This window comes from Schaalia odontolytica (assembly GCF_002847525.1).
Classification (GTDB): Bacteria; Actinomycetota; Actinomycetes; order Actinomycetales; family Actinomycetaceae; genus Pauljensenia; species Pauljensenia odontolytica_B.
Window position 1 is genome coordinate 1 of the sequence record NZ_PKKM01000019.1, and the last position, 13,941, is coordinate 13,941.

Genomic DNA, 13,941 nt, shown 5'->3' on the forward strand with positions numbered 1-13,941 from the left:
CGACTGGGATACGTGGACCGACGATCCGGCACGCGCCATTGGCCACCTCCTGCCCGACATTGCCATCGCACTTGCGACCATGGGTGGCAGCGCCGGCGTGTCCGCCGGCGAGAAGGCCCTGACCGGCGGAGCTCGCGCTCTTCGCATCGGCAAAGAGGTCTTCAAGGCCATTTTGCCTATTAGCCCCGACGACGTCCGCTCCCTGGCCAAGCTCGGCAAGAACCTGGTCGGCAAGCTCAGCGCCCGCGGCATCAATACGGCCGCGGACCTCGCGGATCTGGCAAACACCGCGCAGCGCCTAACTAAGGCCGCCGACCACGCCCACGACCTGGGTCACGCCGCCAACGGCATGGCTGATGCCCTAGACGGGGCCGCCGACGCCGGCCGCGCTGCCACGAGGGCTGGCTCGGCTATCGGGGACACCAGCCACGCAGCGCACGCAGCCGGCGGGGCAGCCGATGCTACAGGTAGCGCCAGCCACGCCGCACACGCCGCTTCCGGCGGCGGTGGCATCGCCAGCGGTGCGAGCCATGCCGCAAACGGTGCCGGTAGCGCCAGCCACGCCGCACACGCTGGAGGCAACGCCGCTGACGCTGCTGGTAGTGCCAGCCACGCCGCACACGCTGGCGGCAACGCCGCTGACGCTGCTGGTAGCGCCAGCCACGCCGCTCACACTGGCGGCAACGCCGCAGACGCTGCAGGCAACGCCAGCCACGCCTCGCACACTGCAGGCAACACAGCCGACGCTGCAGGCAACGCCAGCCACGCCTCGCACGGTGGTGCGGATGTCAAGGATTCGGCTCTTCCGCCCACGGATCCGGGCCACCGCTCCAACGGTGTGTCGAGTGCGGCTCAGCCCGACGCGACGCCTCATGCGCCCGCAGCTGGCGATGCCAGCACCGGCGGGCACGCGGCTCCCGCGAACACTGCCCCCAGCGCGTCTAACGGCGCTCACAACAACGCGTTCATGAATGCGGATACCGGCGGCGCCACCCACGGCGCTGGCAGCACTGCCAACGGCGCAACCGGAGCTCCTGCGACCGGCGCAGGCACACACGGCGCTCCCGGCGCAGGTACGCATGGCGCTCCCGCGACTGGCGCTCCTGCCACCGGGACCCACGGAGCCCCGGCAACCAGCGCTCCCGCGCCCGGCGCAGGTACGCATGGCGCTGGCACAACCGGTGCACCCGCAACTGGCGCACCCGCCACCGGCACCCACGGTGCTGGCGCATCCGGTGCGCCTGCTGCCCCCGGAGCTCCTTCGAGCGGCTCGCATGGTGCCGCTTCTGGCCACGGTGCTGCTGGCGGCTCCCCCGCTGCTCCCGTGCGCAACGACGGTGTGGGTGAGCGCGGTGCACCGGCTGAGGCTATTGCGCAGAAGAAGCCCGTCGATCCTGACAAGGTATTTACCCGTTCGGGCAACGATTTCGGTGCCCCGGCGAACAAGATCGATACGCACGCTGGCGGCAACCAGAAGAGCTTGGATCATGTGGATGTCAAACCCGGTGATTCCGACAAGGTTCCCAACGGCCAGTACCATCCTGTCGAAACCGCAGGTGGTCCTCACCGCGGCGGCACCGACGGAGCTTTGAAGGGTGACGACTTCGAACCGAAACACGCTGTTGCGGGCGATGGGAAGCCTCCGCGAAAGCCTAACGATTCGTGGGACTCCGATGGTTTCTCTGCGAACCGGGACGATTACGATCTTTTCGGTGTTGAGAACAGGAAGGACTCTTCCTACCTGGATCACAGCTCGACCCACGCTAACGGTGAGACGCGCGGTGCCGATGAGCTTGTCGGTGCGGGCGTTGGTCGTAGCGAGGCCAGCGTGGGCGCTCAGGGATCGTACGAGCGCGCTGGTGCCTTCGGTGGCAGCGATCCGAGCCGTGTGAGCCACGGAGCGGATGGCTTCGGCGGTACCGCTGATTTCGGAGCAAACGCAGGACATGCGGGTCACGGCGCACACGGCGTCAGCAATTCCGCTGATGTCGGTGGCGGCGTAGGCGACGTGTCGCGTGGTACGCACGCTGCTGGCGCCCCCACGGGCCAGGGCGGCGGTCATGTTGGTGCTGATACTGGCACCCACGGTGGTTCGTCGGCCCCTGCGCAGGGGCCGCACCGCGGCGATCCGGGCATGTCCACCGGTGATGCGCACGGTGTTTCGCGCGCTGATTCCACCCCCGGCCACGGTGACACCCCCCGGGCAGGACATGGTGGAGACGGCGCCCCCGACGCGCCTACCACACCCAAAAAGGACACTCCTGCCGGGGACGGCCTGGTCGGCGACAAGCAGCCGCATAGCGGAAAGCATGCAGCAGACACGCCCACCACCCACGCGGATGAGGCCGCCGACACCACGAAGGCTGGCCACGACTCCGGCGACGCACATGACTCCGGTAAGGCCGATGCCGACGCCAAGCATGGGCACGATTCCGTCGAGCACGCGGACGCTGACCCCAAGGCGAAGGACCACTCCGCCAACGGCAAGGCCGACGACGCCGCTGACTCGGCGCGCCACGGCGACAAGACCGAGGCCGACGAGCCCACGTCGGACAAGACCCACAAGGAAGACGACGCCGCACACCACGACGGCGACGAACACCCCAAGGACACCGACGACAAGCACACCACCAAGAACGACGACGCCGACTCCAAGTCCACCAAGGACGAGGCCGACACCCACAAGTCCGACAAGGACGACGCCGACGCCAAGTCCGACAAGGACAACACCGACGCCAAGTCCGACAAGGACAACACCGACGCCAAGTCCGACAAGGACGACACCGACGGCAAGTCCGACAAGGACAACACCGACGCCAAGTCCGACAAGGACGACACCGACGGCAAGTCCGATGACGACAACGGTGGCGGAGAGTCTGACAACGATACCGTCTCCGACAAGAACGCGGAAGAATCACAGGAAATCAAATCCGAGGAAGGTACTGGCGAGGAAAAGCGCAACCCGCATTCTGGTGACCCTGACCACAACTGGGGAACCTACGTTGACGAAAATGGGGTTCCCCACATTGACCCTTCTGACCCCCGTCCTTACTTAAATCCGAAGAATAGGCCTTCACTCAAGGAACAGACAATTCTCGATGTCTGGAACGAAGAGGTAAGGCCTGACGGGACAGTTGTGGACCCTGCAGGCAGAGTCATCGAATGGACACCCGGCACCTCCCGCCGAGGAGTATGGGATATGGGCCACATACCCGGCGAAAAATATCACGACAGGTGGCTCGAGTACGTCAACGGGGAGATGACCCCTGCCGAATTTAGAGAGTGGTACAATACAGCTGAGCATTATCGCGTTGAGCATCCAACCACTAATCGCAGCCACAAGTACGAAGGCCTCGACAAATGAACATCTTTCTCACGGCGAATATGAAGACATTTGAGGACTTCGTCGCCCTCTATGCACCAGGGGACGAGGCGCGCGCGAACCGGGGGCGCTCCCTGTTCAGTTACGCTCTCGGGAACAGCAAACCGGAGGAGCGATACAAGATCGTCGACTTCCTGCTCGAACACAATCCGTCAATCGCCCACAAATCCGGTGACGGGGCGTCACTCCTGCACATCCTACTGGGCGCCGTCAAGCACGACCCCGCCCGCGACGCCGCCATCGCACAGGTCCTGGTCGACCACGGGGAGACCTTCAACTGCCTCGATAATCGCAAGCGCCTCCCCCTCCAGTACCTACTCCCCCTCCACCGCTACTCCGACGAGGACCTGGCACCCATCTACGACGTCGTCTTCGCATCCCCCGACCCGGGTTTTACGACCGTCGTTGACGGGGGAAAGCCCTTCCATGAACTCGTCCGCGCATTCGAGGACCGGCAAGTCCTCGCGGACCGCATCGACAACTACCTGCGCACGCAGGGTGACACTCACTGAGAGGAGCAATAATGCGCCCCACCTACATTCGCGGCGCCGGTGCCGCCATCGTCTCGCGCAACATTGTCGAACGAACCGGCAACATCAAATGGCTGACCCGCGAGGAACCCTTCGCCCCTCAGGACTCCGGCTGGCGCGTGCTCTCCGACCGCGACACCGCCGAGTACCTGGATGATCCTAAGAACATGACGGTCGTTGACTTCAACGATCTGTGCGACATCGAGCCGGCCTGCATCGGCATCTACGACCTGCCGATCGGCTCCGACATCCAACTGGTCGTCGAACCTGACGGCCGCCGGCGCTGGTTCGATAACAAGACCGAGAAAGAGATTTCCTTCCGCTGACTCACGCAGCGGCCCCGCCCTCACAGGTGGGTGAGCCACACGAGGGACGTGTAGGGGACCGTGACCGTCTCCCCCGACGCATACCCGAGGTGCTCGTAGAGGTACCAGCGCAGGTTCGCCTGCATGCGCGCCCGCACCGCCTTCGAGGACCGGCAAGTCCTCGCGGACCGCATCGACGACTACCTGCGCGCGCAGGGTGATAACCACCGACAGGAGCAATAATGCGCCCCACCTACATTCGCGACGCCGGGTACGCCTTCGTCTCGCGCAAGATCGCCGAACGGACCGGCAACATCAAGTGGCTCATCCGCGAGACACCAATTGCGTTGGATGATTCCGGATGGCGCGTCCTCTCCGACCGCGACACCGCCGAGTACATCCGCGACTCGAAGAATCTCTTCCTGGCAGACTTTAACGACATCTGCAATCTCGAGCCCGCCTGCATCGGCATCTATGACCTGCCGATCGGCTCCAACATCCAACTGGTCGTCGAGCCCGACGGCCGCCGGCGCTGGTTCGATAACAAGACCAAGAAGGAGATTCCGTTCCGCTGACTCACGCAGCGGCCCCGCCCTCACAGGTGAGTGAGCCACACGAGGGTCGCGTAGGGGATCGTCACCAGCTCCCCCGGCGCATAACCGAGGTGCTCGTAGAGGTACCAGCGCAGGTTCTCCTGCATGCGCGCACGCCCCGCCTCCGACGAACGGATATACGAGGAACGGGTCGTGCCCAGGGTGAGGATCTCCTCGGGGGCCATCCGGTCCTCCCACGCGACCTGGGTGAGGGTCATCGGGGCGAAGCCACCGCCCGGCGTGGGGGGCCTGTCGGGGCGGTGCACGTCGCCAGAACGCATGATGCGCGTCAGGCGATGCACCCAGGGGATCGACACGGCCATCTGATTCCAGACGATGGCGAGCGCGCCGCCGGGTGCCAGGATTCGGGCGGCCTCGAGGCCCGCACGCTCCGGATCCATCCAGTGCCAGGACTGCGCAAACACGACGATGTCATACACGTCGTTCGGTAACCCCGTCTCTTCCGCGACGCCATCGTGCCACGTGACCCCCTCGTTCGCTGAGGCCTGGGCGCGCATCACCTCGGAGGGTTCGACCGCGTCCACAAGGAGACCACCACGGGCCAGGAGCTCGCTCATCTTGCCAGTGCCCGCACCGATGTCCGCGGCGCGCAGTGGGCCATCGCGGCCTGGAGCGTTCACGCCCCGCCCGCTCCGCGCGGCGTCGATCAACGCGGCCACGGCCTCGTCCGGGTAGGCGGGGCGCACCGAGTCGTAGGCACCGCCCTCCCCGACGTAGGGGTTGACGTCGAGGAAAGCGGACACGCTGTTCGGCATCGTGTCACGATCACCGTAACACAGCCACGAAGAAGTGGTGGCCGCGCGCCCGGCCACGGCCTCGTTGTCAGAAGCACTCACAGGAGCGAGCTCCCCAGTCGGCACACGTTGTCGACGTAGTGGACATGCCACGGCTGACCGCGCCACTCCTCGTAGGTGAGCTCGCGGGAGGCCTCGCGCGTGCGCTCGTCGTTGCCGTGCAGCATCTCGACCAGGCGCGAGCTGTCGGCGACGAGGACGATCTCGTAGTTCAGGCCGAAGGAGCGCACGTCCATGTTGGAGGAGCCGATGATGCACAGGCTCCCATCGACGACCATGTACTTGGAATGCAGCATCCGCGGCTTGCGATAGAGGTGGATGCGCACGCCCGCCTTCAGGAGCGGCCCGTAGTAGGAGCGCTGGGCGTGGCCGACCAGGAACTGGTCGAATTGCTCGGAGACGAAGAGCTCGACCTCGACGCCCGACAGTGCGGCGTTCGTCAGCGCGGTCATGAGGGCCTCGTCGGGGATGAAGTAGGGGCTCGTGATCGACACGTGCGTGCGCGCCGAGGAGATCATGTGGATGAACGCCCGCAGGTTCGGCTCGCCCTTGAACGCGGGGCCGGACGGGATGATCTGCATCGCCGAGGCCTGCTCCCCCTCGCGCTCTGCCGCGACCTCCGCGGCGGGCGGAGTGAGGACCGCGGGGGTGAGGATCTCCTTGCACGCGTAGTACCAGTCAACGGCAAAGACCGCCTGGATCTGCGCGACGATGGGGCCCGTGACGGACACACTCGTATCGTCGTAGAGCATGCCGGCCTTCGCGTACGAGGGGGTGTCGTAGTCGGGGGCTACGAGGTTGTGGGAACCGATGTAGGCCTCGCGCCCATCGACGACGAGGATCTTGCGGTGGTTGCGTAGGTCGGGGCGGCGGATCTGCCCGCGCAGCGGCGCGAATGGCAGCATCTCGTGCCACTCGATACCCATGGCGTTCAGGCGGCGGCGGAAGTCCTTGTGGCCCGGGATCGTGCGCATGCCGTGATGGTCGACGAGCAGGCGGACGGTGACGCCGCGGGCAACCGCGCGCTCGAGGGCCTCGTAGAAGGGGGCCGTGTACTCATCCCACGAGGTCTGGTAGTACAGGGCGTTCACGTGGTGCGTGGCCGTATCAATGCTGGCCGCCATGGCCCGGAAGGTCTCGGCCGTGTCGTTGTAGAGACGGCCAACCTGCCCCGACGAGGCCGGAAATCCGCTCAGGTTGCCTGCCAGGCGCATGATCGAGGCCGTGTCATCGTCCGAGCCAAAGGGCAGGCCGTCGGGTCCCGTGGGCACCTCGTAGGACTCAGGTTCGGGCGCGGTTGAGCCGGCCACGATGTCCTCCACCAGCTGGCTCGCCTCGGGATCGTCGTCGAGCCTGCGGCCCATCGCCCACCAGGACCCAAAAATGAAGTACAGCGGCACACCCAGGAGGGGCCACAGGAAGATCAGCAGCAGCCACGCAGTCGACGTGGACGCGCGCCGGTGCTTGGGCACAACACCCAGCGCGACGACGCGGATGACGAAGTCGAAGGCACCGAAAAGGAGCCACCCCCACAGCGGGGGTTCGGGAGGCGGCGGCAGCATGCGCCTATTCTACCGAGCGCCCCAGATCCTGGTCGGCCCACCGCTGCCAATGCGGCGCGTAGGTCTGCCCGTCGCGCGCGAGCGCCCGGTTTCGGCGTTCCTCCTCGCCGGGGTCGGCGATCCAGATGACGAGATCGGCCTCGGCCTCGATGGCGCCGCAGCCCTCGATGATGGTCGGGGCGAGGGGGACGCGGGTCGTCGCCCCGGTCGTTCCCTTGTCCCAATCCCAGGCCTCGTAGGAGGAGGCCCGTCCTCCCCGCAGGTCGGCGGCGATTCGACACGCGATGTCGGCTCCGGCCTCGAGGCCGTCCCAGCCGGGGTACCAGTCGTCAAGGTGCAGCACCTGCCAGCCGTTCACGAGCCGTACGAGGGCGGCAGCCAGCGTGGACTTCCCCGAGCCGGAGTAGCCGTCGATCGTGACGACCGGGACGCCGGGCTTGGCGCTCTTCTCGTCGAACGAGGACGAGGCCCGCTCCCCCGCCAGGGCACTCAGGCGGGGGGCGAGCTCGCGGGCGGCCCCATCGGGGCCCATCGTGACGGGGACGGTGACCCGCAGGCCCGCTCCCCCGCCCACATCTTCCCAGTTCAGGGCACTCATCGGCCCACCAGGGCAAAGGTGCCCGCCCAGACGCTCGCAGCCAGCGCAATCGCGGGAACGGCGACGGCGACGACCATGAGGGCGGCGTCGGCGGCGCACAGGCGCGAGACACGCGCCCACGTTCTCTTGCCTTCCGCGCCGAAGCCCCTTGCCTCCATGGTGGTGGCCAGCTTGCCGGAGCGACGCAGCGCAAACACGAGGAGCGAGAAGGAGCCTCGCAGGAAGGAACGGATGCGCGAGGCGTCGCCCACGCCGCGGGCGCGCCGCGCCCGTTCGAGGGCCTTCCAGTCGGCCGCCATCAGCGACGTCATGCGCGCGCCCGCGAGCGCGGCGAGGACCGGGCGGGCGGGCAGGTGCAGGATCTGCGCGAGGCCGTCGCCCATGTCGGTGGGGTCGATGCGGTCAAGCAGCGCGATGGCGGGCATGACAATCGCGCACATGCGCAGGCCAATGCCCAGGGCCAGCCACACGGAGTGGTCCGAGATTGCGGCCGGCCCAAACTGCCAATAGACATTTCCGCCCGGTGAGGCGTAGAGCAGCATGGACAGCGCACCGAGCGGCGCGGCCACGAGCAGCGGCGTCGCCTTCATGAAGAAGCTGCGCGCCGACACGCCCGACAGGGGCATGAGCGCGAGCTCGAGGGCGAGTGCCACGCCCGCGCTCACCGGGTCGATCGTGATCAGCAGCGGGGTCGTGGCGACCAGGAGGGCGAGCACGCGGGCGACGGGATTCGTATGCGCGAGGAGGCCTCGGGCGCCGCGCTTCGGGCCGCGATCGTGAGCGTTCCCGGCGGGGGCGGCCCCGGCCTCATCCGTGGAGACTGCGGGCGATGCGCCGCGCGTGCCGACCTGCCCGAGGTCGACGACGCGCTGGCCCATCGCGGCCACAAACGCGGGGTCGTGCGTGATCGACACCAGGGTGACCCCGCGCGCGAGGGCGGCGCGCAGGAGGCGCACGAGGCCCAGCCACGTGCCGCGGTCCTGGCCGAAGGTCGGCTCGTCGAGGATCAGCAGCTCGGGGGCGCTGATGAGCGCGGTCGCCACCGACAGGCGGCGCTTCTCGCCGCCCGACAGGGTCATGGGGTTGGCGCGCGCGAGTTTGGTCAGCCCCAGTGCCTCGAGGTGTTCGTCGACGAGGGGGGAGATCTCCTCGTCGGTCATGCCGGCGGCACGCGGACCGATTGCGAGTTCCTCGGCGACGGTGGCGGCCAGGAACTGGTATTCGGGCTCCTGGAAGACCATCGACATGCGGCCCAGGAGTTGCTTGCTGGACCACTCGTGCGGGTCGCCAGCCGTGCCGTCGGAGGTCTCGACCTCGACGGCACCCTCCAGGGGCGACAGGAGGCCCGCGAGCGTCAGGGCAAAGGTTGATTTTCCGGCGCCGTTAGCGCCAACGATGCAGGTGGAGACCCCGCGCTCGATCGTCAGGTCGATACCGCTGCGCACGGGGGCGGACGCGTCGTAGCCGATCGTCAGGTCGGAGACGCGGGCGATCGGGGCGGCCTCGGACGAGGCCGGGGGGACCTCGGGGGCGGGGCCGACCTCGGCGGCGACGTCGTCGCCGGGAAGCCAGATACCCCGCTCACGCAGGGCGTCGCCCTGCTGCTCAAGAACCTCGTCGAGGGGGCCATCGGCGGCAATCGCACCGTCTGCGACCACGATGACGCGATCCACGAGGGAGGCCCACACGTCGACGCGGTGCTCGACGACGACCACGGTCGCACCCGTGCGCTCGACGACGGTTTCGACGGCGGCGCGCACCTCGGCGACGCCGCTCGGGTCCAGGTTCGCGGTGGGCTCGTCCAGGAGCAGCAGGCCCGGGCCCATCGCGAGAATCGACGCCAGAGCCAGGCGCTGCTTCTGCCCGCCCGACAGCTCCGTCGTCGAATGATCCAGGGGGACGCTCAGGCCCACTGCCTCGAGCGAGTTCTCCACGCGCGGCCAGATCTCCTCGCGCGCAACCCCCAAGTTTTCCATGCCGAAGGCCACGTCGTCGCCCACGCGGGCGAGGACCACCTGGGCCTCAGGGTCCTGCATGAGCAGACCCACGCGGCCCCTCGCCTCGGCCGGAGCGACGCCGTCGACGGTGAGCGTGCCGGTGGCCTCGCCCTCCTCGGCGCCGCCCAGCAGGCCGGCCAAGCCACCCATGAGCGTCGACTTGCCCGACCCGGACGGGCCCAGCACCAGCACGCGCTCGCCCGGCGCAATATCGAGATCAACACCCGACAGCGCGGCGTTCTTGCGCCCGGCGTGACGCCATCCCCAGCCGCGCGCGCACACGCGCGCGCCCGCCCCCTCACCCAGCGCAGCCGAGGCACCGGGAGAAGAAGCGGGGCGGGAGGAGGCGGAGTGGGCCTCGTCCATGGATCGGAAATCAGACAAGCTCACGCGCTCCACGTCCGGAAGCGAAGCGGTCCAGGGCACCCGTCTTCGCGAGCGCGTTCGTCAGCGCCCAAGCGAGCAGGCCGGCCAGAACGATGCCCGACGCCATGCCGCACACGAGGTAGATCGCGTTGTAGAGCACACCCTTCGCGAGGTGACCGGCAAGGAAGAGCTCGAGAACCCACTCAAACGCGAAGGACACGGCACCCGCAGCGCACACGATCGTCGCGTTGTAGCGGCGGTAGGCGACCAGGGCGAAGACGACCTCCGCACCGAGGCCCTGCGCGAGACCCGAGTAGATGGTCTCGACAGCCCACTGGGAGCCCAGGGCCATAGAGACGGTCGCAGCCATCAGCTCGACGAAGAACGCAGCGCCGGGCTTACGGATCACGTAGCCGCCGAGCGTGCCGCCCAGCAGCCAAACGCCCGTGACCAGGCCACCGACGCCGGGGCCGATGGTCTTGAGGAACTCGTAGCTAGCACCGCCCACCTGGTTCCAGACGACGAAAATGAGGCCGCACGCGACGCCCAAGACGGCGGCGGTGACGATGTCAATGACCCTCCAGCGGAGGGACGGAGCAGTGGATGCCATGCGGAAATACTCCCTTCGTGTTGCACGGCGGCCACGTGGGAAGAGCCTTCCTACGCCGGTATGATCCGGATCAGGTTCTACGGTCGGGGGTGGTCCCCTCTCAGCTCGGTTCGAGCTCCCGTGGCACGCTGGTGAGCATAGCCACTAACTATGGGTTCCGCTACTCATGCAGGTGAGGACCGGTATGCGGGCCCTCGCCCGTTCCCCCATCTCCGAGGACTCCACGCGACGCGCGGCGCAGCAGGAAATGGCGGTTCGCGAAGGCCGCGCCCACGATGAACGCGATCCAAATAAGCGAATACACGAGGCCGGGACGAGTATCGTCCCACATCGCCAGGATGACGCCCATGCAGCCCATGAACGCCAGGACGATCCAGGCGCTGATCGCGCCGCCGGGGGCCTTGAACTTCGAGGCCTTATGCAGGCCGGGGCGCTTGCGCAGGTAGACCAGGTAGGACACGACGATGACGACCCACACACCCATGAACAGCGTGGCCGACACGGAGGTCACCAGCGTGAAGGCCTCGGAAATCGAGCCGCCCATCCCCATGATGACGATGCCCGACAGCAGGCACACGCACGACAGGAACAGGGCGTTGAGGGGCACGTGGTGCTTGGAGAGGCGGGCGAAGATGCCCGGTGCCTGCTCCTGGCGAGCCAGGCCGTAGAGCATGCGCGACGTGGAGTAGATGCCCGAGTTCGCGCTCGAGGCCGCCGAGGAGAGGACCACCAGGTTGACGATCGTGGCCGCCGCCCCCAGGCCGGTCAGCGAGAACATCGTGACGAAGGGGGATTTCTCGGGGCTCACCTGATCCCAGGGGGTCACCATCATGATGGCCGCAAGCGCCGCCACGTAGAAGAGCATGATGCGAACGGGGATGGAGTTGACGGCCTTCGGCAGGGTGTTGTCCGGGTCGTCGGTCTCGGCAACGGTCGTGCCGACCATCTCGATGCCGATGAACGCGAAGAGGGCGATCTGGAAGCCGCCGAGGAAGCCGGTGAATCCGGTCGGGAAGAAGCCGCCGTGGCTCCACAGGTTCGAGACCGCGGCCGCGGTGCCCTCGGTATCGACGGTACCCATGGCGACCATGCCGAAACCGACGATGACCAGGGCAATGATCGCGACGATCTTGATGAGCGCGAACCAGAACTCCGTCTCGCCGAAGGCCTTCACCGTCATCGCGTTGAGGGCGAAGAGCAGCAGAGTCGTCGCGCCGATGGGGATCCACGCGGGCAGGTCCGGCCACCAGAAGTGCGTGTAGCCGGTGATCGCAATCATGTCGGCGACGCCCGTGACCACCCAGCACGCCCAGTACGTCCAGCCCGTCACGAACCCGGCCCACGGGCCGATGAGGTCGCGGGCGATGTCCGCGAAGGTCGCGTACTTGTGGTCGGAGAGCAGCAGCTCACCGAGGGTACGCATGAACAGGAACAGGACCGCGCCGATGATCATGTAGACCAGCAGGATCGAGGGGCCGGCGACGGAAATCGTCTTACCCGATCCCATGAACAGGCCCGTGCCGATCGCACCACCGATGGCGATCAGCTGGATGTGGCGGTTTTTCAGCGTGCGCTGAAGTTTTTCGCCACCCTGCTGGGGCTCACCCTGTTCGACGTGTTCAACTGTCATCGTTGTTCCTTCCGCCTGCTCCCAGCCCGGGAGCGTTTTGCGCGGCCTTTGCGCGCTCGCGTGACGCGCTTGACTATCCAACGCTACCGCACGGGTACGCACATGACCGAATCCAGAGCTACGCATGGCAGAGGCCGCGCATTCAAGTTAGGTTTGCCTTATGACGCAGAATTCGACGCCTTCGACGGGCGAGACCCCCACCCCCTCAACGGCCGAGGCCTCGTACCCCCTGATCTCCGTGGCCACCGTTCCCACCGAGCGGGCCGCACGCTACGGGAAGCAGCTCGTCAGCCACATGGGCCACAAGATCACGGGCTCCTGGGACGAAGAGGCGGGCAGCGGATACCTGCTGTTCGACCGCGAGGGTCCGATCCTGGGGCGTTTCGACGTGATCGCGTCGGCGTCTGATCTGAGGCTTGAGCTGCGCACAGAGCCCGAGCGCGCCGATCGCCTCGAATTCATCGTCGGCATCCACCTGGCGCGCTTCGGCGCGCGGGACAGCCTCGCCATTTCGTGGGAGCGCACCGACGGCAGCGAAGGTTCCACGCAGGGCCCCCTCACCCCCGAAGAGGTCGAGGCGCACGCCCGCGCCAAGAAGGCAGCCCGCGAGGCGGCGGCACGAGAGGCGGCGCAAGAGGCCGGGCACGCGGAGTAGCCACAGCGCACACGGCGGACTAGACGCGGCGGGGCACCCAAGCACGGCACGCACAGCACAATAGGCAAGACGCTGCGCACGACATCCGGGCACGCGACATCCGGGCACGCAAGGCATCCGGGCCCCATCAATTCCGCATGCAATTCCCTGACCACCGAACGCGTTAGCGTCTCAAAAACCGCAGAATTCCAACGTTCTGACTTCAAAAGTTGAAGTACGCGCAAGGGAATTGCATGCGAAATTGCGGGGCGCTGACACCCGCTCCGGTCAAGTCCTGTGGAGTGGTGTAATCGTTTTGTGTCCTTCGGGTTGGGTTATGCGCTGAGTTGGAGTGGGGTGTCCTCCTGTTGGGTGGGTTGTGGTGTGAGTCGTGATTTGGTGAGGATGTCGAGGCTGAGGTAGCGTCGGCCTTCGGCCCATTCGTCGTTTTGTTCGGCTAGGACGGCTCCGACCAGGCGGATGATTGCGTGGCGGTTGGGGAAGATTCCCACGGTGTCGGTGCGTCGGCGGATTTCGCGGTTGAGGCGCTCATTGGGGTTGTTGGACCAGATCTGGGTCCACACTCCGGTTGGGAAGGACGCGAACGCGAGGACGTCTGCCCTGGCTTGATCGAGGTGATCACACACGGTGGGGAGCTTGTCGTGCACGTAGTCCAAGAGCCGGTCGTATTGTGCGTTGACCGATGCTGCGTCGGGCTGGTCGTACACCGAGTGCAGCATCGCTTTGACGGCGGGCCATAGTGCTTTGGGGGTGACCGACATGAGATTAGCGGCGTAGTGGGTGCGGCATCGTTGCCAGGTGGCTCCGGGCAGGTTCGCGGCGATGGCTTCAACCAGGCCCAGATGGGCGTCACTGGTCACCAGGCGCACGCCGGTCAGGCCTCGGGTGACCAGGTCAG

At 66.9% G+C, this 13,941-nt stretch carries 12 protein-coding genes, 1 pseudogene and 1 riboswitch; of the genes and pseudogenes, 5 read left to right on the forward strand and 8 right to left on the reverse strand.

Features of this window, described 5'->3' with window-relative positions; genetic code table 11:
* The 3 genes from CYJ22_RS09795 to CYJ22_RS09805 form a co-directional block, all read left to right on the forward strand.
* On the forward strand, nt 1-3,364 hold a 3,364-nt coding region (locus CYJ22_RS09795; RefSeq protein ID WP_243390504.1), incomplete at its 5' end, for an HNH/ENDO VII family nuclease.
* Nucleotides 3,361-3,894 carry an ankyrin repeat domain-containing protein gene (locus CYJ22_RS09800; RefSeq protein WP_101602475.1) on the forward strand — a complete coding sequence of 178 codons (534 nt, stop codon included), beginning with the start codon at nt 3,361-3,363 and terminating at the stop codon, nt 3,892-3,894. The genes CYJ22_RS09795 and CYJ22_RS09800, both read left to right, overlap by 4 nt.
* A gap of 11 nt (nt 3,895-3,905) precedes the next feature.
* The gene (locus CYJ22_RS09805) at nt 3,906-4,238 is read left to right on the forward strand and encodes a DUF2185 domain-containing protein (protein WP_101602476.1); all 333 of its coding nucleotides are present in this window, start codon (nt 3,906-3,908) and stop codon (nt 4,236-4,238) included.
* Nucleotides 4,239-4,258: 20 nt separating this feature from the next.
* Here the strand turns inward: CYJ22_RS09805 and CYJ22_RS09810 are convergent.
* Nucleotides 4,259-4,390, reverse strand: a pseudogene (locus CYJ22_RS09810) (class I SAM-dependent methyltransferase); the annotation flags it as partial.
* A 69-nt stretch (nt 4,391-4,459) separates the two neighbouring features.
* Here CYJ22_RS09810 and CYJ22_RS09815 point away from each other — a divergent pair.
* Nucleotides 4,460-4,792 carry an immunity protein Imm33 domain-containing protein gene (locus CYJ22_RS09815; protein ID WP_101602477.1) on the forward strand — a complete coding sequence of 111 codons (333 nt, stop codon included), beginning with the start codon at nt 4,460-4,462 and terminating at the stop codon, nt 4,790-4,792.
* Nucleotides 4,793-4,812: 20 nt separating this feature from the next.
* On the opposite strand, the gene CYJ22_RS09820 is transcribed toward CYJ22_RS09815, so the two are convergent.
* The 6 genes from CYJ22_RS09820 to CYJ22_RS09845 form a co-directional block, all read right to left on the reverse strand.
* Nucleotides 4,813-5,667: a class I SAM-dependent methyltransferase gene (locus CYJ22_RS09820; RefSeq protein ID WP_101602478.1), complete on the reverse strand. Its 855-nt coding sequence runs from the start codon at nt 5,665-5,667 to the stop codon at nt 4,813-4,815.
* Entirely contained in the window at nt 5,664-7,187 is a 1,524-nt protein-coding gene (locus CYJ22_RS09825) for a phospholipase D-like domain-containing protein (RefSeq protein ID WP_101602479.1), read from the reverse strand. The genes CYJ22_RS09820 and CYJ22_RS09825 overlap by 4 nt, the downstream gene beginning before the upstream one ends.
* Before the next feature lie 4 nt (nt 7,188-7,191).
* Nucleotides 7,192-7,785, reverse strand: coding sequence for a hypothetical protein (locus CYJ22_RS09830; protein ID WP_101602480.1), 594 nt, complete (start codon nt 7,783-7,785; stop codon nt 7,192-7,194).
* Entirely contained in the window at nt 7,782-10,148 is a 2,367-nt protein-coding gene (locus CYJ22_RS09835; protein WP_101602481.1) for an ATP-binding cassette domain-containing protein, read from the reverse strand. Before CYJ22_RS09835 ends, CYJ22_RS09830 begins: the two co-directional genes overlap by 4 nt.
* A gap of 10 nt (nt 10,149-10,158) precedes the next feature.
* Nucleotides 10,159-10,758: an ECF transporter S component gene (locus CYJ22_RS09840; RefSeq protein WP_034467950.1), complete on the reverse strand. Its 600-nt coding sequence runs from the start codon at nt 10,756-10,758 to the stop codon at nt 10,159-10,161.
* Nucleotides 10,759-10,788: 30 nt separating this feature from the next.
* Nucleotides 10,789-10,890: riboswitch (TPP riboswitch) on the reverse strand.
* Between the two features lie 28 nt (nt 10,891-10,918).
* Entirely contained in the window at nt 10,919-12,388 is a 1,470-nt protein-coding gene (locus tag CYJ22_RS09845) for an amino acid permease (RefSeq protein WP_101602482.1), read from the reverse strand.
* Between the two features lie 160 nt (nt 12,389-12,548).
* On the opposite strand from CYJ22_RS09845, the gene CYJ22_RS09850 reads away from it, so the two are divergent.
* On the forward strand, nt 12,549-13,043 hold the full coding sequence (locus tag CYJ22_RS09850) for a DUF2218 domain-containing protein (RefSeq protein ID WP_101602483.1): 495 nt from the start codon (nt 12,549-12,551) through the stop codon (nt 13,041-13,043).
* A gap of 314 nt (nt 13,044-13,357) precedes the next feature.
* Here the strand turns inward: CYJ22_RS09850 and CYJ22_RS09855 are convergent.
* Nucleotides 13,358-13,941: transposase (locus CYJ22_RS09855; RefSeq protein ID WP_207760536.1), on the reverse strand; the 584-nt coding region annotated here is incomplete at its 5' end.

Excerpts from the sequence above, each read along its gene's own strand:
- CYJ22_RS09825 (WP_101602479.1), bottom strand. The coding sequence starts at position 7,187 with ATGCTGCCGCCGCCTCCCGAACCCCCGCTGTGGGGGTGGCTCCTTTTC.
- CYJ22_RS09850 (WP_101602483.1), top strand. The coding sequence starts at position 12,549 with ATGACGCAGAATTCGACGCCTTCGACGGGCGAGACCCCCACCCCCTCA.
- CYJ22_RS09840 (WP_034467950.1), bottom strand. The coding sequence starts at position 10,758 with ATGGCATCCACTGCTCCGTCCCTCCGCTGGAGGGTCATTGACATCGTC.
- CYJ22_RS09835 (WP_101602481.1), bottom strand. The coding sequence starts at position 10,148 with ATGGACGAGGCCCACTCCGCCTCCTCCCGCCCCGCTTCTTCTCCCGGT.
- CYJ22_RS09815 (WP_101602477.1), top strand. The coding sequence starts at position 4,460 with ATGCGCCCCACCTACATTCGCGACGCCGGGTACGCCTTCGTCTCGCGC.
- CYJ22_RS09800 (WP_101602475.1), top strand. The coding sequence starts at position 3,361 with ATGAACATCTTTCTCACGGCGAATATGAAGACATTTGAGGACTTCGTC.
- CYJ22_RS09845 (WP_101602482.1), bottom strand. The coding sequence starts at position 12,388 with ATGACAGTTGAACACGTCGAACAGGGTGAGCCCCAGCAGGGTGGCGAA.
- CYJ22_RS09830 (WP_101602480.1), bottom strand. The coding sequence starts at position 7,785 with ATGAGTGCCCTGAACTGGGAAGATGTGGGCGGGGGAGCGGGCCTGCGG.
- CYJ22_RS09805 (WP_101602476.1), top strand. The coding sequence starts at position 3,906 with ATGCGCCCCACCTACATTCGCGGCGCCGGTGCCGCCATCGTCTCGCGC.